Annotated in this window: 15 protein-coding genes; 8 read left to right on the top strand and 7 right to left on the bottom strand. The window is 56.3% G+C overall.

The annotated features are described in order from the left end of the window. Nucleotides 1-234: 234 nt before the first annotated feature. Nucleotides 235-1,011 (bottom strand): thioesterase II family protein, encoded by a 777-nt coding sequence (locus ACZ5CE_RS03555; protein ID WP_464576359.1) that lies wholly within the window; start codon nt 1,009-1,011, stop codon nt 235-237. Continuing rightward, nucleotides 1,011-1,241 carry an MbtH family protein gene (locus ACZ5CE_RS03550; protein ID WP_464576358.1) on the bottom strand — a complete coding sequence of 77 codons (231 nt, stop codon included), beginning with the start codon at nt 1,239-1,241 and terminating at the stop codon, nt 1,011-1,013. Before ACZ5CE_RS03550 ends, ACZ5CE_RS03555 begins: the two co-directional genes overlap by 1 nt. Nucleotides 1,242-1,461: 220 nt before the next feature. Between ACZ5CE_RS03550 and ACZ5CE_RS03545 the strand changes: the two genes are divergently transcribed. Then, on the top strand, nt 1,462-2,184 hold the full coding sequence (locus tag ACZ5CE_RS03545; protein ID WP_464576357.1) for a DVUA0089 family protein: 723 nt from the start codon (nt 1,462-1,464) through the stop codon (nt 2,182-2,184). Nucleotides 2,185-2,240: 56 nt separating this feature from the next. Here ACZ5CE_RS03545 and ACZ5CE_RS03540 read toward each other — a convergent pair whose 3' ends face one another. Together ACZ5CE_RS03540 and ACZ5CE_RS03535 are read right to left on the bottom strand one after the other, a co-directional pair. Beyond that, nucleotides 2,241-2,456: a FecR/PupR family sigma factor regulator gene (locus ACZ5CE_RS03540; RefSeq protein ID WP_464576356.1), complete on the bottom strand. Its 216-nt coding sequence runs from the start codon at nt 2,454-2,456 to the stop codon at nt 2,241-2,243. Between the two features lie 162 nt (nt 2,457-2,618). Then, nucleotides 2,619-3,131 carry an RNA polymerase factor sigma-70 gene (locus ACZ5CE_RS03535; RefSeq protein ID WP_464576355.1) on the bottom strand — a complete coding sequence of 171 codons (513 nt, stop codon included), beginning with the start codon at nt 3,129-3,131 and terminating at the stop codon, nt 2,619-2,621. 502 nt (nt 3,132-3,633) lie between these two features. Between ACZ5CE_RS03535 and ACZ5CE_RS03530 the strand changes: the two genes are divergently transcribed. The 5 genes from ACZ5CE_RS03530 (at nt 3,634) to ACZ5CE_RS03510 (ending at nt 12,244) form a co-directional block, all read left to right on the top strand. Next, a complete protein-coding gene (locus ACZ5CE_RS03530) occupies nt 3,634-5,010 on the top strand; it encodes an efflux transporter outer membrane subunit (RefSeq protein WP_464576354.1) in 1,377 nt (458 codons plus the stop codon). A gap of 13 nt (nt 5,011-5,023) precedes the next feature. Beyond that, entirely contained in the window at nt 5,024-6,256 is a 1,233-nt protein-coding gene (locus ACZ5CE_RS03525; protein WP_464576353.1) for an efflux RND transporter periplasmic adaptor subunit, read from the top strand. A gap of 76 nt (nt 6,257-6,332) precedes the next feature. After that, on the top strand, nt 6,333-9,536 hold the full coding sequence (locus tag ACZ5CE_RS03520; protein ID WP_464576352.1) for an efflux RND transporter permease subunit: 3,204 nt from the start codon (nt 6,333-6,335) through the stop codon (nt 9,534-9,536). Between the two features lie 179 nt (nt 9,537-9,715). Continuing rightward, a complete protein-coding gene (locus ACZ5CE_RS03515; RefSeq protein ID WP_464576351.1) occupies nt 9,716-11,827 on the top strand; it encodes an Agd3-related carbohydrate deacetylase in 2,112 nt (703 codons plus the stop codon). Between the two features lie 30 nt (nt 11,828-11,857). Further along, on the top strand, nt 11,858-12,244 hold the full coding sequence (locus ACZ5CE_RS03510; RefSeq protein ID WP_464576350.1) for a hypothetical protein: 387 nt from the start codon (nt 11,858-11,860) through the stop codon (nt 12,242-12,244). A 321-nt stretch (nt 12,245-12,565) separates the two neighbouring features. Here the strand turns inward: ACZ5CE_RS03510 and ACZ5CE_RS03505 are convergent, their stop codons facing one another. Both ACZ5CE_RS03505 and ACZ5CE_RS03500 read right to left on the bottom strand, forming a co-directional pair. Continuing rightward, nucleotides 12,566-13,762: a cupin-like domain-containing protein gene (locus ACZ5CE_RS03505; protein ID WP_464576349.1), complete on the bottom strand. Its 1,197-nt coding sequence runs from the start codon at nt 13,760-13,762 to the stop codon at nt 12,566-12,568. A 489-nt stretch (nt 13,763-14,251) separates the two neighbouring features. After that, nucleotides 14,252-15,694, bottom strand: coding sequence for a PhoX family protein (locus ACZ5CE_RS03500; RefSeq protein ID WP_464576348.1), 1,443 nt, complete (start codon nt 15,692-15,694; stop codon nt 14,252-14,254). Between the two features lie 124 nt (nt 15,695-15,818). On the opposite strand from ACZ5CE_RS03500, the gene ACZ5CE_RS03495 reads away from it, so the two are divergent. After that, the gene (locus ACZ5CE_RS03495; protein ID WP_464576347.1) at nt 15,819-16,469 is read left to right on the top strand and encodes a putative molybdenum carrier protein; all 651 of its coding nucleotides are present in this window, start codon (nt 15,819-15,821) and stop codon (nt 16,467-16,469) included. Nucleotides 16,470-16,529: 60 nt separating this feature from the next. Here ACZ5CE_RS03495 and ACZ5CE_RS03490 read toward each other — a convergent pair whose 3' ends face one another. Continuing rightward, nucleotides 16,530-17,426: a universal stress protein gene (locus ACZ5CE_RS03490; RefSeq protein ID WP_464576346.1), complete on the bottom strand. Its 897-nt coding sequence runs from the start codon at nt 17,424-17,426 to the stop codon at nt 16,530-16,532. A gap of 264 nt (nt 17,427-17,690) precedes the next feature. Here ACZ5CE_RS03490 and ACZ5CE_RS03485 point away from each other — a divergent pair, with 264 nt between their 5' ends. Further along, nucleotides 17,691-18,677 carry an isoaspartyl peptidase/L-asparaginase family protein gene (locus tag ACZ5CE_RS03485; RefSeq protein ID WP_464576345.1) on the top strand — a complete coding sequence of 329 codons (987 nt, stop codon included), beginning with the start codon at nt 17,691-17,693 and terminating at the stop codon, nt 18,675-18,677. Nucleotides 18,678-18,686 lie beyond the last annotated feature (9 nt).

Here is an 18,686-nt window from a genome sequence, read left to right as displayed (position 1 = left end):
AAGTTGAAATTCATAGCGAAGCAAACTGCAAGCAACGGGCATGAGTTCACTCCTGCCCTGGATGTCACGCTAAAGAAGGTTTTCGCACATCGTTCCTTGAAGCATGAACTTTCGCAGTTACTACGGCCACATGACCATCGCGTGATACGCGTTGTAGGTCATCGGGATAAATTGAAGCAATCAGGCGTTGGCGGAACCAGTGCTGATTGCAGGGCTTCGATACAGCGAAACGACTCAGGCAGACGCAGGCGCGGCATGCGATGCTTGCCACGATGGATAAGGCGACTCGCCGGCGCTGTCCGCAAGACGCTTTGCCAGAACGGAAAGAAAAGCGTCCTCATTCTGCCGTATAAAAAAATGGCCGCCATCGAACCAGTCCAGGGAAAAAGTGCCGGCTCCCTCCCTTTGCCATGCTTCGAGCCCGGCAGCTTGAATTTCGTCCACTCGTCCGCCAAAAACATGAATGGGCAGCGTTAGCGGCAGTGAGTCCTGATGGCGAAAGCTTGCACAAACCCGGTAATCCGCCCCGAGCAAACCCAGCGTCATGGACAGGAGTTCAGCATTCCCGAAGACTTCCTCCGGAGTGCCGTTCTGTCTGCGCAGCTCAGCAATGAGTGACGCGTCGGTCTTCTTGTCGGCATAGCGCCGCCAATCCTGGCGCGTGGGCGCTGCGCAAGCCGATACCAGCAAGGCTGCAGGCAATTGCCGGCCTGCCGCACGCAGGCCATGGGCAACCCGATAGGCGAGCAACCCGCCCATGCTGTGCCCGAAGAGGGCGTATGGTTCCGGACGCGCCAAAGGCTTTGCGAGGCGCTTTTCCAGCTCCTTGCATAGATCCGCGGTCAAGGCGTCGAAATTCTCCCTGGGCGTTTCATGCAGGCGGCTGGCCCGGCCCGGCAATTCGACCGGTTCCACCTGCACCCAGGACGGCAATCTGCACCTCCAGCGCAGATACATGGCAGCGCTCGCCCCCGCGCAGGGCAAGCTGAATAGCATCAGCGGCGCGGCCATTACCCGGCTGTATCCGCTACCTGTTCATCCATGAAACGCCGCAGGCTCAGGGGACGCATGTCGGTCCAGACTTTCTCGACATATTCCAGGCAAGCCTTCTTGTCTCCTTTCATGCCGGTATCGCGCCAGCCACCCGGGATGGCCTTCCATTCCGGCCAGATTGAATACTGCTCTTCGTGATTGACCAGGACACGAAAAACCTCACCTTCACGATCAAAACAGCTTGTCATAACTGATCCCCAAACGGATGAACTGACCGCCTTCCGATTTTCAGACCGGAAAGTTTCTCATTCCAACTAGACGAACCAGAACAAGGAAAGTACAGCTAAAAAAATTGCTTACCCATTAAATTAACAGGAATGCCAATCGTTATCATTATGAGTTAGATAATCGTTTAACTCATAGATACTCATATTGACAACTTAACGATTTGATCAGGAGGGTGATTAAATGGATTCAAAGCTCAATTACAGCTATTTCAGGAAAATGGCCGTAGCCACGTCCTTATTGACCGCGGCTCTTCTCGCGAATCCGGCGCATGCTGTCAACTGGACGGAGGTCGGCGATGCGGGCGATCTGCTGAGCACCGCACAGGAACCGCTGGGTAATGGCCCGCTGAGGAATATCTACGGGACGATCTCGACCAATGCGGACGTGGACCTGTACCGGATCTTCATTTCCGATCCCACTTCTTTCTCCGCATCCGTCACATCGACCAGCGGCAACTTTGATTCGGTGCTTGCGCTATTCAATGGCGGGGGGTATGGAGTCTACGCGAATGATGACGCCCGCCTCGGCGACCGCAATGCAGGATTGCCTGCCGGAAGCTTCCTTGGGCCGCAAGCCCCGGGCTGGTATTACCTGGCGGTATTTGGCCTCGACACCACTCCGACCAGTGGCAATGGGTTCACTCCCGACCACTATATCGGTCCCGAGGTCAGCGCTCCCTTTACCCAGATCATAGGCGCGTCCGGGCCTGGAGGAGCCTCGCCCTTGACAGGATGGGCGCCAGTGGATCCCGCCGATGTGGTTTCGATCAATGAGGAGTATCGCCTTCGACTTTCAGGAACCACGGTATCCGCGGTTCCCGAACCGGAAACCTATGCCATGCTGCTGGCAGGCCTGGGCTTGATTGGCGCAATGGTTCGGCGGAGAAGCGGTTTTATGGGATAGCCAGTCCGCAGATCTTCAAACAGGGGCTTCGGCCCCCTTGTTTGTGTACGGCGAAATCAATCCCCGGATTCAGGTTCATCTGTGCGCGGAACCAGGCCGGTCAACAACCAAAGATGTGAAGCTTCCTCGTAAGCTGCCCGATTGGCGGGGTCTTCTTCCAGCCAGGCAAGCAACTCATTCTCGGAAGCAGCATCCAATGGCGATGCTTGCTTGCGTATGATCCACTCTACCGCAGTTTGCCAGGCTTTATCGCCGCCTTGCGAATCCGACATAAAACTTACCTCGCAGCCGGTTCGATCCGCCAGAGGAATCCTGCACAGATGTCCGGCATCTTTTTTGTTTTTAATCCAGAAAACTAAGGAACTCGAGGCTCCTTGGCACGATACAGGAGGGATTGTAGCCGATGTAGATATCCCAACGGCGGAAAAATGCGATCACATGGAGCGAAGGGCGGCCCGGCAATGATCCAGCGCATCATGGATCAGGATATTCACCAGGGAAGTGGAAATACTCAGCTGGGAAGCGATAGCACAATGAGTGTGGCCATCGAGCCGATGGAGTTCGAAAACACGTCTCGTTCGTTCCGGGAGTTCGGATAATGCGCGTGCCACCAGCGCCAGATGCTGCCGGCTGATCGCGGTTGCCTCCGGCGTTCCGGCATGACCCGGAACCTGCAGCCCTTCTTCCTCAGGCTCGAAAAGCCCGCCTTCGAATGCGGCGCGGCGATGGCGATCGATGGCAAGATTACGTACGACCTGGTACAGATAGGCGAGCGGCTGCTTGACGTTCAATACGCCTTCTGTTTCGGTTATCTTCAGATAGGCGTCCTGCACGACATCCTCCGCGCGCGCGGAGTCGCCCAGGATTTTCAGCGCGGCCCGACGCAACTGCGCCCGGTGGGTAACAAATATCGCACTTAGGTCAACAGACTGCTCTTCCGGAAGCATTTTGCCCTCCCTTCCAAATTGGTCGTTTATAAATAATAACGAGAATTGTTCTTATTATCATATAATAAATAATGTCGTACAATAGCAATTGCGGTTATGAGATCTTGATTAAAGCGATATATTGTAATAACTAATTGTTTTTTTACAATTAAAAAATTAAATGAAGAATGTTCTATAGCCGTATTTACATTTTTGCGCTCGTTCGGATAAGAATTCATTCCCTCTCATCCATGCCGCCCAACGGCGCTCAACCCATAAAATGAGGGTCATGCGATCTGCTGCAAGCCATTGCCCGAATCGTCTACATATGGTTGATCTCCCTGGAATGGAGAGATGAAATGGGGAAATTCCAATGCGCGTGTTTCAGCTCGTCGGGCCGAAGGAGGAAAATACACGGCATCCTCCACTTCCAGGATCATAGGAGGAAGCATGGATGACTTGAAGCTCATTTCGACCAGTTTTCTTATCCAGTTGGAACAGGTTTCCTGATCCAGGAAAAAGCATGCGGGGAATATCTGAAGTAATTGTCCTTTCATTGTTGCTGATGGGAATGAGCGGCTGCAAAACGCCGCCACAGCGGGATATGAAAGATGCCGGAGCGAAAATACCCTCCTACTGGAGCGGTGCTGGTGAATCCAGCCAGCCGGTGCCGGGACACTGGGTGCAGGCATTCGGCGATCCTGACCTGAGCGCACTGGTGCAAAGCGCGCTCGCCGAAAACTATGACCTGAAGGCGGCAGCGGCGCGGCTGGACGCTGCCATAGCCCAGGCCAGGATTGATGGCTCTGGCCTATGGCCACAGATATCCTTCAATGCGGACCACCAGCAGGTGCAAATCCGGGACGCGGGATTCGGCGCGGCAAGGTTCGGCGTATTCGAAGCGCTCTTCAACCTCAGTTGGGAGCTGGACGTGTGGGGAAGAATCAGGGACGCCCGGCAGGCCGCCCTGCTGGAGGCAGGGGCGGTAGCGTCCGATCTCAACGGCGCGCGGCTATCGCTGGCAGCCCGGATAGCGCAAAGCTACTTTGATCTTGCCGAGGCAAGGCTGCAATCAGAGGTGGCCGAGCAATCGGTCAAAGACCGGCGCACCATCGTCCAGCTGGTGCGGGGACGTTTCGCCCGCGGGATAACGAATGCTCTCGACCTGCGTCTCGCGCTCACCGATCTCTCCACCGCGGAGGCGCAACTGACTCAGACCCGGAACCAGATCCAACAGGTGAGCCGCCGGCTCGAAGTGCTGCTTGGGCGTTATCCCGCCGGCCGCCTGACGGAAGCATCGGCGTTGCCGGAACCGCCGCCGGGCCTCCCTGCCGGAATACCTTCCAAACTGCTCGAGCGGCGGCCCGACCTCATTGCCGCTTTTGATCGGCTGCTGGCGACGGATTCCCGGGTGGAAAGCGCGAGAAAGCTATTGCTGCCGCGAATCGTCCTGACTGCCGCGGGAGGGATGCGCAGCACCGCTTTGACGGACCTCGTCGATCCCCGAGCACTGGCGTGGAATGTGGTAATAGGCCTGGCACAGCCCCTGTTCACGGGTGGTCGCATCCGCGGCGAAATCAATTTGAATCAGGCTCGTGCCGAGGAAGCTCTCAACCTTTATAAAAATACCGCATTGAATGCGTTTCGCGAAGTGGAACAGGTGCTGGCCGCGGACGAGTGGTTGAGGGAACAGGAAAAGGCATTGAGGCACGCCGTCGAACAGACCGAGGCCAGCAGGAAACTGGCAGTTTACTCCTATCAGCTTGGCATTATCGAAATTCTCACGCTGCTCGACAGCTATCGCAGCACGCTGAATGCGCAAAGCGCTCATATTTCCGTCAAGCGCCAACTGCTCACCAACCGGATCAATCTTTATCTCGCATTGGGGGGCGGCGTTTGAATTTGCCAGAAGCATGCTGAAAAATTTGAAAAGCAACGCCGCGTTGAAAATCATCGCACCCATTGTCGTGGTACTCGCCGGCATCAGTATTTCCTGGGCAATTGTCGCGCACAAACCGCAACCCCGGTCACAGGAACTAAACGATGAGGTGCCGCTGGCGCAGGTGATTCGGGTTGAACCGCAGACGGTCAAGGTGAACATCCACTCCCAGGGGGTAGCTGTGCCTCGTACCGAGATCGACCTGGTACCTGAAGTGGCGGGCCAGATAGTACGGCTGCATCCGAGCCTGGTCGCGGGAGGATTTTTCAAGCAGGGCGAAGTACTGGCCATGATCGATACGCGCGGTTACGACTATGCGATTGCCGAGGCGGGAGCCCGCATTGCCGAGGCCGAACGTCAAGTAATGATGGAAGAAGCGCAGGCGGAGCAGGCGCGCAACGAGTGGCGCTCTCTGGGGGAAGGTGAGCCCTCGGCCCTGACCCTGCGCGAACCGCAACTGGCGGAAGCACGCGCCAAATTGAAAGCGGCCCAGGCCGATCTGGCGCATGCCCGCCTGCAGCGCAACCGGTGTGAATGGCGCGCGCCTTTCGCCGGCAGAGTCAGGGACAAGCATATCGGCCTTGGGCAATATGTCCAGCCGGGCGAAAAACTTGCGCGCATCTACGCGATCGACGTCATCCAGGTGCGTTTGCCGCTGGCCACCGACCAATTTACCTATCTTGACCTGCTGCTGGACCATCGGAACAGCAACCCTGAAACCGGCCCCAAGGTCATTTTAAGTGTCGAATTTGCAGGGGCGCTGCGACGCTGGGAAGGCCGTATCGTCCGTGCCGAAGGCGCCTTGGACGAGGAAACCGGCCTGCTGCACGCTGTGGCCGAGGTAGAAGATCCCTATGTGGTTGAAGCCGGCCAGCCGCCACTGATGCCCGGACTGTTCGTCAAGGCGGAAATCGTGGGCAGGGATCAGCCCGACGTGATCGTGCTGCCCCCCGGCGCGGTGAATGCCTCCCATGAAGCGCTGTGGATCGACGAGGAGGACCGCCTGCATATCCGCCGCCTCAACATCCTTCGCAACGAACCCGACCGGATTCTGGTGAAGGGCAACCTGAAAGCGGGAGACCGGGTAGTCGTTTCCGGAATCCAGGTCCCCGTCGAGGGCATGAAAGTCAGGACCGAAATCGTATCCCTCGAACCTTCGGCCGAAAAGATCATGCCGGATAAATCGACGCCCGGGCAGGCGCCATGATGCGCGTTCTCTTTCATCCGCTCCCCTGTCTTCGGGGTTTCACGGCTTCCTCAGCGAAAACGGAGAAAACACTGACGTGAGGCCGATACTCCCTGCCGCGCCGCCTTCCGACTTGATCGCCTGGTTCGCCTCCAATCCCATCGCCGCCAATCTGCTGATGATGCTGATCCTCATCGGCGGATGCGGAAGTCTGGTCGTCATGGACAAGGACGTGTTTCCCCGATTCCTGCCGCACCAGATCGATGTCAAAGCCGCCTATCCTGGAGCCGGTCCGCTGGAAATCGAGGAGTCTGTCTGCATCCGCATCGAAGAGGCTATTTACAATCTGGCAGGCGTAAAGCGGCTCAAAACAGAAATCATCGAAGGCGAATGCAATGTCAGGGTCGCCGTCCTGCCCAATCACGATAAAAACCAGCTAATGAATACCATCCAGGGACGTGTTCAAGCCCTCCCCCGCTTGCCGAAGGGCCTGGAAAAGATCGAGGTTCTTCCAGCCAACCGTATCGGCGACGACGGCGTCATCTGGGTCGCATTGCACGGACCTGCCGATCCGGTTACGGTCAAGCGCCTCGGTGACCGTATCCAGGGCGATCTGTCGCAGATATCGGGAGTCACGCGCGCGCACAACTATTACGACCTGCCCTATGAAATCGCCATCGAAGTTTCTTCTGAACGGCTGCGCCAGTTTCGCGTATCGCTCAACGAGGTCACGGAAACCATAAGACGCACCTCGATGGACTTGCCGGCCGGAGTCATAAAGAACCCGATGGGCGAGTTGCTGCTTCGTGTCCGGGGCAAGGCGCAGGACCCTGTTTCGGTCGGGAATCTAGTGGTGAGAAGCAATCCCGATGGCAGCCGCGTGCTGCTCCGCGATGTGGCGACGGTCAAGGACGGCCTGGAAGAACGCCTGTCCGAATGGCACCACAACGGAGAAACCGCGCAGGGCTGGGAGATCCATGCCGAGAAAGATAGTGTCGAGGTAGCACGCCGCGTCAAAGCCTACGTGGCGGAAATGAATACCCAGCTGCCGCAGGGGATGGGACTCATCACCTGGTGGGACGACTCCCAAGCCTATGAGGAACGCATCGGGACGCTGATCGAGGACGGTTTGACCGGTTTTGTGCTCGTTTGCCTGATACTGACTTTATTTCTCCATCTCAGGGTTGCCGTCTGGGCGGGAATCGGGATCCTGACCTCGATTTTCGGCGCATTCTGGCTGATGCCGGCGCTGGGCATATCACTCAACATGCTGTCCCTGTTTGGCTTTCTTCTGGCCATGGGCGTGCTGGTGGATGACGCGATCATTATTGGCGAATCCATTTACGCGAGGCAGCAGGCGATAAACTCTCCTGGCTCATCGTATCCCGCCATGGAACAGCCGTTTACGGCGAAAAGCAGGAGAAACCTGGCGTATCTGCAGGCCGCGATTTCCGGGGCGCGTGAAGTTTCCTTGCCAGTCATCGTCGCTGTCATGATCGTTCTGGTTGCCTTCCTGCCCGGCCTGTTCCTGCCCGGCTGGGCGGGACAGATGATGAAACCGATATGCCTGGTGATGATTCTTACCCTGGCGTTTTCACTCGTTGAAGCGCTGCTGATTTTACCTTCTCATCTTGCAACTCCTCCCAAGCCTAACGTATCGTTCATTACCCTGGTGCAGGCAAGGGTGGCCCTCAACCACGGCTTGCAGAAATTCATCCATGGGGTCTACCGGCCATGGCTCGAAAAAGCCCTTGCCTGGCGATATCTCACCGTTGCGATATTCGTGGTACTCCTGATGCTGGCCGCTTCATTGGTGGTTGGAGGCTACGTGCGTCTTTCCTTGCAGGCGGACGTAACAAAGGACAGCTTTTGGGTGGCGCTGAAATTGCCCAAAGACCTGCCTTATAGCGAAACCCGCCGAATTGCGGAGAAAGTGGAACGCGCACTGCTCGAAATTCGCGCGGAGCTGGACAGGGAGGCCAGGATTCGCGATCCCCATGTCCGGCAAAGCGTCATCGTCGGAGTGGAGACGATCATAGCGGAACACGAGGCCGGTTTCTGGACAGAATTGTCGCCACTGGGACGAAAGCATATCGTCGTGGAAGATTTCGTGCGTGAATGGCGCAAGCGAATCGGAGACATAGGTCTTGCCAGGATCGAGTTTCTCTATAAGGAAGGCGACCTTCCCTTCGATATGGAGTTCGACATGGGACACCCCGATCCAGCCGTCCTGGCCTCGGCGGTTGCCCGGTTCAAGCAGAAGCTGGCAGGCTATCCCGGCGTTTATGACGTAATGGACTCTGCCGAGCCGGGCAAGCCGGAAGTTCGCCTCCGCGTGAAACCCGAGGCCGAACATCTAGGGATCCGTCTGGAGGACCTTGCGGAACAAATGCGGCACGCATACTACGGGGATGAGGTGCATCGCCTTCAGAGGGGTCGCAACGAGGTGAAAGTCATGGTGCGGCTGCCCCGCAATGAGCGGGAATCCCTGCACGGCCTTTCCAGCCTTCCCATAAGGCTGCCCAGCGGAGCCTGGGCTCCGCTGGGCAGCCTTGCCGAAATTGACCTGGTGCCCGGCCAGTCCATGCTGATCCGGCAGGACCGCCAGCGCATCCTCAAAGTCCAGGCACAGATCGATTCCAGGACGACCGACGCCAACGCGATTTATGCCAGTCTGGCAGCCGAGGAAATTCCCGAGTTGAAACGGCAGTTTCCCGGGCTGGACATCAATATAGGAGAAGAACGCCAGGAACAGGAAGATACCGCCCGTACCCTCGTATTTTTGACCGCAATTGCCTTGACGCTGATTTATGCGCTGATCGCAGTTCCATTTCAGTCCTATGTGAAACCGCTGATCTTTTTGATGGGCGCTCCGGTCGCCTGGAGCGGCGCGGTGTGGGCGCATTGGCTATTGAACATGCCGCTGTCGATGGAATCGCTGGTCGGCATGATCGCCGCAAGCGGCGTGGTGATCAATGATAGCCTGGTTCTGCTGGACTACGCGCAAAAGCGCGAGGATGCGGACCAACCCGTGTCGAACCTCATTCTCGAGGCATGCACCGCCCGCTTCCGCCCCATTCTACTGGCCTTTCTCACCAACTTCGTGGGATTCCTCCCCATCCTGCTTGAAACCAGCGAACAAGCCCAGTTCCTGGTTCCGATGACGCTTTCCCTGACTGTCGGCCTGTTGGCCGGCATGACAGCCAGCCTCATCCTGACCCCGGTTTGCTATGCAATCGTGGGAGAATCCTCGCTAAAGTCGCGCAAATCCGCACCCGACACTGTACGCCAGCCGTCGTAAAACCATTCGATCACCCTGACGGAAAGTGGAAAGGGATTAACATTCAATAATATTAAGGCGGCAGTCAACGCTACCCCTGTTTCAAACGTTTTTTGCCATCTTGAGTTGAATAAGCCCTTTTTAGCCTTCGCCTGCCATTTGCCCATATGGAGACGTCCTTCATAAAACGAAACGGAAGCATGAAGCGTTGCCTGCTGACCTGCGCAGCCATATCGCTGGCCTCGATCGCCATGCCGCCAGCTCCCGCGCTCGCCGATAATGCAGTCAAGCTGAAAATATTGGTCATCACCACGGGGGACCTGGCTGAAGACCTTGAATTCGCCTATATCAAGCCCGTTCTCGACCAGATCGGCGTGCCGTACGATGTATTGAATGCCGCAACCCAGGATTTGAAGGCCGCGACGCTTGCCTCTTCCTCGGCTGGAAGCGCTTGCAAGGCGGAAGATCCGGGCTGTACAGGCAACTATAATGGCATCATCCTGACGGATGCCGATCTTGTCCCGGGCTTCACGCCTTCCGAGTGGGATATTCTGCACGCTTACCAGAAAAACTTCGGCGTCCGCCTGGCGGTACTGTCGGGATGGCCCGCCACGTATTCCGACTCCCATGGGCGCTACCTCGACTACGGCCTTGCCTACTCCTCCAGTGGAAGCGACTACGAAGCCCGGTGGACCGTGCCGGATACATACGGCAAGCAGGTTTTCGAGTATGTGAACCGGGCTAATCCCGTTCCCATCACGGACTTCGCCTTCGCGGCCATACCCCGAAATGATGCGAGCACCCTGCGCGATGGCTCTGTGCCCCGCGTCGAGCCCCTGCTGAGAACGCAGGATGGGGAAGCGCTGGTATCGATCGTGCGCTACATGGCGCCTTCCCAGGCCACGCCGGTACGCGAGGTCATGATCTCCACGATCACGAACGCCTCGTCGCTCATCCATTCCAACGTCCTGGCCTACGAGTTCATCAACTGGGTGACACAAGGCGTATTTGTCGGGGCACGTTTTGTCCATATGGCCGCTCACCTGGACGATCTGTTTCGCCACAGTCCGCTATGGGATCCTGCTCTCAAGAAAGAGAATTTTACGGCTGCCTATCGCTTGAGCGGTGTCGACGTCAGCAATGCCGTGAGCAAACAGCTCGCCTTTCGCACGGCACATCCGGTAGCTGCCGATTTCAAGCTGGATTTTGCATTCAACGGCTCCGGGGCGGTGGTCGATCCGGACAGCATGCCGCTGGCGGCAAACCTGAAGGAAGACCTGGTATCGGCTGTAGTGGCGAACAAAACCAGTTTTCGCTTCATCAACCATACCTTTGCCCATTCGGACATGGACAGAGCGCCCGGATCGGATTCCCTGTGCGATTACGCCACTTTTAGCAGCATCGCGGCCATCCAGGCGGAAATCACGAAGAACCGGACGGTCTGGGAGCTTCTGGACCTCCCTGAGAGAAACCAGAACGACAGGGTGCTCATTACCGGGGCCCACTCCGGCTTGAAAGACCGCAAATGCACCACTGATCCGACCCTGCATCCCGACATGCTCAACGTGCAGGCCGACGATATAGGATTCAGTGCGGGCGGGGCCAATCCGCTATTCCTTCAAGCCGCCGCTGCCGCCGGGGTGAACTACCTTGCCGCCGATTCATCCCAGCAGGATCAGAACATCGAGCAATATATCGCTCAATACGAGGATGGCAGCCCGATGAACCGGCTGATGCTGCCGCGCTGGCCAACCAATATTTTTTATAATGTGACGCATCCGTCCCAGTTGGAGGATGAATACAATTATCTCTACCATGGAAGGTTTGTGAGCGCGGGACTCAATCCCTGCGAGATAGCAGGCGCTATCTGTGCGCCCCGCGATTACCGAGAAATTCTCATGATGGAAGCCGATCTCGGGTTGCGGCACATGCTGACCTTCAGCAAATGGCCTCATTTTTTTCATCAAGCCAACCTTGCGAGATACGATGAGAACGGCAATACGCTCCAGTTCGACTGGCTCAATGCAGTTTTCGCCCAGTACGAGGAGCTGTTCACCCTGCCTGTCAAGAATTTGCCCTACTATCTGATAGGCGACCATACCGCGGAAAACCTTGAGGCAAAATCAGCGGCTATTCAGGCCACTTGGGATCGCACCAGCGATCAGGTCATTTTGTCCGCAAACAAGGTCATACCTCATCTCCTGGTTACCGGCCTGGCGGGCGGAGAACTATACGGCGGCCAGTACATCCGGGATATTGCCGTGGATACGCGCCCTATGGCGTACCCGGTCGACAGGGCCCTGGCCCAATAGCGCTCGCGTTTGAAGATATCTTGAAGCCGAATGGAAATCGAATCAAAGGGACTTGAAATCGTGTACCGCACTCACTCGATCAGGCCGCTTCCCATCCTGCTTATTATCGCGTTTTCTATTTTCTGGACAACCGGATTTCCGGCGCAAACACAGGCGCAGCCAACCTTCGGAAAAGCGAGCGAGGCAATACGGCAGGACGATGGCAGGAGTGAAAAAAAAATACGGAAGATAACCGATCTCGCGCTGAAGGCGCGGGAAGCATCATTTCGCCAACAGGCGAGATCTCTCGCGAGAGGCTATAGGGAAACAGCGGAAATGGTTGCCAGCCAGGGCGGCGATCCCAAGCCGATCCTGGATGCCGCAGCCTATTTCGAGAGGCAGGCTGAGGTGACTTCGAGAGTCAGCATGGGCAACTGAAAGCAGAATAAGCAAAGCGGTAGCGCCCATCATGCTACAGGCGGCAAGGAAATGATCCTGGGACAAAGCCGCATTGTCATGAAACCGACATCTCGGCATGCAACCATTATGGCTGAGCGGCTTCCCTTTCCACAGCTGCTCGTAGTGCCTATCCTTTGGGAAGCCCCAAACCCATAGCCCGGTCGGGTTATTCACTCGCCCGGGCCTTTTCCATTTACCTGAGCTCTCAGGGAAGCGCTAACAACAGCAAGCTTTTCCCTTCAGTACCTTTTCCCTTTTGGAGCACATGCCTGGCGGGTTTCCAAACTGCCGGATTCAGGTTCAATATAGCGTGGTTTCCTGCTCGTTATAGCCTGTGTGGCTCGCCAGGTCGCCAACATTGCCCCGTATGCCGCAACTGATGACGTCGATGCAGCTTTTCCAGAATCCCATCGAGAGCAGTTGCAAGCCGCGGAAATATCTGTTCGACATCTTTGCTGGCGCAGTGTACCGGCAGGTGATTCCCAGGCCTTCTTCGTGCAGGTTGATGGTCTTGTGCCACATCCAGGCAGGGAAAAACAGCACATCGCCGGGATGCAGGTCGAATTCATAGCGCGGCGCGTATTCCGCCAGGGGATAGGTGTCGCGGTCACTCGGTTCTCCCTGCTCATCGGCCTGGAATTCGGCGAATCGCCGCATGCCGTCGCCTCGCGGCGCGGGATACAGCAGCCAGGAATATTCGGATTCGATCAAGGTCCAGCGTTTCGATCCCGATACCGCCAGGTACCAGTTGGGGCCTTCTTCGCAATGGTAATTGGCATTCAATCCCGCTCCCAGGCCGAGGATGAGAAAACTCAGGACAGGCTTCGTTGGCCGCCCCATCACGGGAAAATACGTGTTGGACCGCGGGATGCCGAAATATTCGTTGAAAGTGGGATTCTGGTCGAGCAGCAGCTGTTGCGGGATGAAATTGCGGCGGCGGTCCTCGGCGATGGTCCCCAATGTCGTATTGATCATCTGCTTGGTGCGCTTGTCGAGAGCTTGCACCACCGTATGCGGAAATCGTTCCGCCAGTTTCGCCAGTGTCCAGTCCGTGGGCGCGTTTTCCACGAAACTGCGCAGCACGCATGGAACACCCCGCTTGACATGCTCGCTATAAAACCGGTTGGGCTCGAGTTCGCCGGGATGATATTCCTGAATTACCAGGACTTGCCTGCGGGGCACGCCATGATTCTGCAACCGCCGTAGCATCCGCTGCTCCGTGCGCCTGCGCGCATCGCGCAAGGCATCGGGTTTGGGAGATAAATGCTGGCACAGCATGATGCTTTTCAGCGCCAGGACGTTCCAGTAACCCAGCGGCAATTTTTCCACGCCGCTTTTACCCATCCGTTCCACGAAAAAAGTGCGTAGGAAAAGCTGCTGCTCCGTCACCAGTTGCCACAGGACATACAGCACCGTTGCGACCCCGGCCAAAGGTATGGCCGCTGCATTTCTCATGCGCGCCAATACCGTTTTTTGCATCCTGCCTGTGCCCGCCATTGGATATCTCCGTTGGTTTTCCAATATTTAATTTAGCCTTGAGAATCGATTTATGCAAACCTTGCGATCTGTTCAGCCAGGCTCGGTTGCCTGTCACGTCGCAGAAACGATTGATAGCGCAGATAAACCGCGTGGACCTTCATCGTTAGCCCGTTTTGTTTCCTTGCAGGGGTAGTTTTCTTTTGTGGGCGCGTTTCGACAATCAGGCGCTGAACTAACCGGGCTTTTTCGGAGTATTAGACAAAGTTGACGGGTGTGTCAACTGCGAAAAAAACGCCCGAAGAGGAAAAACACCGGGAGAGCGGGCGCCAGAAATCTGAAATGAACCTGAATCCGGTAGTTCACCGCTCTTTTTAGCTTGAAACCATGATCCACAAGACTTCCCCAGGCGGCCGGTCCGTTATACGCCATGAAAACGAAGACGGGCCGAAGCCCGTCCATTGATGCCGCCTCAATATCTACCGCCTCAATACTGCAAACTAGAGCCTGTTAACGGAGAGCCTTCATCATCAGAAGCTGACCGCCCTCTACGAGTTCGGCATCAAGCGGAATCCCGTTGACGCTGGGATAATGAGCCTGCACGTCCAGCAAAAAATAACGGAAGTTGTCCGTTTCGTAGCCCTCGACGCCATTGAACAAGTGGGTGACTTCAATAATGCCGGAGGATTCTTCGTCGGACTGCTTCAAGTCAGTGCCATCAATGTCATGGGAGGCGCCGGCGATAAAACGGGAAGGATCATGCTCAGCAACCGCGGTCAGCTTGCCGGTAATGGCTTCGTACTTCCATATCTTGCCAAGACGGACATTATTGCCCACATCTTCCTGCATCCAGACATTGCCTGCAGCATCGACGGTAATATTGTCCAGCATCTTCTGTCCGGTAACAGCGCCATTGACCACCACCTCGACAGTGCCGCCAGCCTCCGAATGAGTGATATCGGAGAATGTCAGGCGCCACAGGCGAGAGTTTCCGTCAAAATTATCTGTCGTAACGAAATAGAAGCGGTTAGGGTTCTGGGTATCCCAGGCGCCATCTTCAACACGATTCAAACCAGTGCCGGTGCCATCGGATACCAGTGAAAAGGAAGCATTCAGGTTGTCGGGAATCGGCACCGATCCATTTACACTGCCTTCCGTGGCATAGCCCGCGATCTTGACCTGATAAGTGACACCATTGGTGAGGCCGGCCAGCTCCACAGGATTGCCTTTCTCCTGTTTTTCTCCCACATAGATGTAAACCTTGCTGGCGTTGAGGTTGCCATCATCCAGGCCGGCGACAATCGTGCTGTCCTGTTCGTATGGGCTGGCAACCAGGTTTTCCCACGAGGCGGTGCCCAGGGCGGGCAGCTGGTAGCTGGTTCCATGCTGGCGAGCGATAGCCAGATGAGCGAAGGCGCGGCCGGTGGGCCCGGATTCCTCGCCATTCAGGAAAATCAGGCCCTCGCTGAGGCCCTTGCCGGTATGGCTGTTGTAGTAGGCGGTCGGGGCGGCCAGGTCGGCTGAGCACAAACGACTGAGCGTGGTCGTGCCGCTGGTGATCACCACCTTATTGATCAGATCTTCCCCATTGAGCACCTTGAGATCCTTCTTGCGGATCTGCCATTTGGAAACAAAGGCTCCCTTTGCGCCATGGGCGCGGATGGTACCCACGGTATCGCGCAGCTCGTGGTTCATCAGTACGGTAATCGTACCATCATCGTTGTCGTAGGCGCCCAGTCCATCGGGAATACCCACCATGCGGTATTTCTCGTTACCCTTGTGCTTCTTCTTGACTTCATCTCCCACAGTCAGAATGGAAGTGAATTCAATGCCCGCCGCCTGCGGGACGAGATAGGGCGATTGTGAGCTGCTGGGGCCGGTAGCGGCGCCAGCCGAAGCACCGATGCCGGTGAGCGCGGCAGCAACCAGTGCCACCATGAGTTTGCGTTGCATACAGATCTCCAAAGAGGTCGCGGCCGGACAGCACCGCTTGTGTTTTATATTTGACTGGAATTTGCCGACGGCCCACACGAAGCGTCTGACCCGATCGCCAGGGGAGGAAATTAGCAGAACCGTATTGCATGAATGTGTCCTGCTCCATGATACGAATGACATGGAAGGCGTGGACCTGGGAGCTCGAAACGAATCACGACGTATGGCCAGCATGGCGAAATACCGCAATCAAGGCAAAATTCATCCTTCGCCTCGCGAGACAGATAGCCAGTATGATGTCCCTTCAGATCGACCTCGAGCAAACATGATCCGGAAAATCGTATCGGGTGGACAGACAGGGGTAGATCGCGTTGCGCTGGACTGGGCAATCGAGCATGGTATCCCGCACGGGGGCTGGTGTCCCGCCGGGCGGCGTGCTGAAGATGGCGTCATTCCGGCGAGATATCGGTTAGAGGAAACACCAGGGCGCAATTATGCGCAGCGCACGCGGTGGAATGTTCGGGACAGCGATGCTACCCTGATCATCAGCCTCTCACCGGAACTGAGCAGGGGGTCGCTGGCCACCCAGCAATGGGCAGAAAAAACGGAACATCCCTGCCTGCATGTTTATCCAGGCGATGAATGGCGGGAACGAATGGCCGATTTTTTCGAAGCGACTCAGGTCCGGATATTGAATATCGCGGGTCCCCGCAGTTCAGGAACTCCCGGCATCGAGCAATTTGTTCATGAAGTTTTGAGTACCCTCAACATTTTGGAAAAAAACCATGCGGAGTGATGGAACCTCAGGCAAATCAAGCGGTATTCCGCTCCCCACTGCGCTCCGCCATGGTTCACCCTACCGGTGCCGGGGCACGATCAGGACATCGCAAGAAATCCGGTCGAGCACATGCTGAGTAATACTTCCAAGCAACAGCTCATCGAAACGGGATCGCCCATGTTTCCCCAGCACGATCAAATCCGGTTTCATTTTTTTTGCGTGATCGTATATGACATGCCCGGGATAGCCGAAAATTACCGTGCGAAAGAATGAGCGGTCCTCGACCTGAAGATCCCCAATGAACTGATTCAGTTCCCGCAGTGCATCCGCTCCTGTCCTGGCATGATATTCACGGATGATATCCGGAGCGACATTCATATACTGCATATGCTCTTCGAATACCACGTCAAAAGCATGTAAAAACGCTATCTTCGCATCGGGTGCGATTTTCAGAGCCATGGATGCCGCACGCCGCGAGTTTTCCGAAAAATCGACCGGAACCAGAATCTTGCGATAAGGCATGGTAGGAAATTTCTTTACTACCAGCAAAGGCGTTTTAGTCATGCGAGCCAGTTTGTCGGCAGTATTGCCGAGAAAAAAGCGGGTAAAGAAATTGCCTCCGCGTGCTCCGATCACGGTAAGGCCGGCAGGCAACTGTTCTGCCCGGGAAATGATTTCCGTCTCGGGTTTCCCGAATTTAACGGCAGGTGCGCAAAAAATACCGTGATTGTCCTGCAGTTGCTGCACGATCAGTTGCATCTCGCCCATGGTGCGCTCTACAAGAACGGCTTCCGCTGCTGCCGATGTGGTATTCATGGCAAGCCCCAGCGCATCGGGCAACCCCGCCTCCTTCACCAGAAGCAATTCGATCATATCGCATTTGAGCTTGGCGCATAACATGGCCGCCCGTGATGCAGCGTTCAGAGAATTCGTGGAAAGATCACTTGCCGCAAGAATTTTTTTGATATTCGGCACGCCGCTTCCTCCATTCTGATCAAACAATCACATCCGCCTGCATTCTACCGGGTTAAAGGAATAAAACTCCTTCCATCGGTGGATATCGATATGATGGATATCGGAGGCAAGCAGAGCTTCCCTTTTAAAAACCGGCATGGATGTTAATGCCGGCAGTCATCCCGGATGCTATTATCTATTAGACCCTCGTCTGCTCGAACGAGACACCCGAAAGCCTCTTCCCATTAACCCGATAGCAACTCTTTGCCTTCCGGTTTTACAGACATGACAACAGAATCAAATATGGCTGAAGCGGATGCCTCGCCCATCCGGCTGGTGATTCACGGCGGCGCCGGCACGATCACCCGCGCCAGCCTGAAAAAGGAGCGCGAGCAGGCATACGCGCAAGTGCTTGAGCAATCGCTTGCTGCCGGCTATTCGGTGCTTGCGGCAGGCGGCGGCAGCATCGATGCCGTGACAGCCGCAATCGTGGTGATGGAAGATTCGCCGCTATTCAACGCCGGCAAGGGCGCCGTATTCAGCAATGCCGGCCGGATCGAACTGGATGCATCCATCATGGATGGCTCCACGCGTCAGGCCGGTTCCGTCGCTGGCGTAACGACGATACGCAACCCCATCCGCGCCGCCCATGCGGTAATGGCACAAAGCGAGCATGTAATGCTGATTGGTTCGGGCGCCGAAACCTTTGCCGTGGAGAAGGGCCTGGAAATCGTCGATCCCTCCTATTTCCACACTCCTTTCCGCTGGAATCAATTGCAAAAAGCCATTTCCCAGCACCGCCTGCTGCGCGACCATGATGCACTTCCCGGCAAGCCTGATACGGCCGAAAACATGGATGAAAAGCATGGAACGGTGGGTGCCGTGGCTCTGGATCGCCATGGGAATCTCGCGGCGGGCACCTCCACCGGTGGGCTAACGAACAAGCACTTTGGGCGCGTGGGAGACTCGCCGATTATCGGGGCCGGAACCTATGCGGACAACCGTTCAGTTGCGGTATCGGCGACCGGCAGCGGAGAAATGTTCATTCGTACCTGTGCCGCATTCAATACGGCGGCACAGGTGCGGTTGCTGCATCGGCCAATTACCGAAGCAGCCGATAATGCGCTGCGGGAAGTCGCTGCCATCGGGGGCGATGGCGGCTTGATCGTGCTGGATGCAAAAGGCAATCATGCCATGCGCTTCAACACCAGCGGGATGTTCCGCGGCACAATTGGCGGAGATGGAATCGCGCAAGTGAAAATCTTTGGATGAACCGTGCTT

The sequence above is a fragment of the Nitrosospira sp. TNL200 genome, from assembly GCF_055386305.1.
Note: the sequence above shows the minus strand (reverse complement) of the source record. Positions and strands in the feature narration are given on the sequence as shown.

Coding starts and splice junctions, on each gene's coding strand:
- ACZ5CE_RS03555 (WP_464576359.1), bottom strand. CDS start 1,011: ATGGCCGCGCCGCTGATGCTATTCAGCTTGCCCTGCGCGGGGGCGAGC.
- ACZ5CE_RS03550 (WP_464576358.1), bottom strand. CDS start 1,241: ATGACAAGCTGTTTTGATCGTGAAGGTGAGGTTTTTCGTGTCCTGGTC.
- ACZ5CE_RS03545 (WP_464576357.1), top strand. CDS start 1,462: ATGGATTCAAAGCTCAATTACAGCTATTTCAGGAAAATGGCCGTAGCC.
- ACZ5CE_RS03540 (WP_464576356.1), bottom strand. CDS start 2,456: ATGTCGGATTCGCAAGGCGGCGATAAAGCCTGGCAAACTGCGGTAGAG.
- ACZ5CE_RS03535 (WP_464576355.1), bottom strand. CDS start 3,131: ATGCTTCCGGAAGAGCAGTCTGTTGACCTAAGTGCGATATTTGTTACC.
- ACZ5CE_RS03530 (WP_464576354.1), top strand. CDS start 3,634: ATGCGGGGAATATCTGAAGTAATTGTCCTTTCATTGTTGCTGATGGGA.
- ACZ5CE_RS03525 (WP_464576353.1), top strand. CDS start 5,024: ATGCTGAAAAATTTGAAAAGCAACGCCGCGTTGAAAATCATCGCACCC.
- ACZ5CE_RS03515 (WP_464576351.1), top strand. CDS start 9,716: ATGAAGCGTTGCCTGCTGACCTGCGCAGCCATATCGCTGGCCTCGATC.
- ACZ5CE_RS03510 (WP_464576350.1), top strand. CDS start 11,858: ATGGAAATCGAATCAAAGGGACTTGAAATCGTGTACCGCACTCACTCG.
- ACZ5CE_RS03505 (WP_464576349.1), bottom strand. CDS start 13,762: ATGGCGGGCACAGGCAGGATGCAAAAAACGGTATTGGCGCGCATGAGA.
- ACZ5CE_RS03500 (WP_464576348.1), bottom strand. CDS start 15,694: ATGCAACGCAAACTCATGGTGGCACTGGTTGCTGCCGCGCTCACCGGC.
- ACZ5CE_RS03485 (WP_464576345.1), top strand. CDS start 17,691: ATGACAACAGAATCAAATATGGCTGAAGCGGATGCCTCGCCCATCCGG.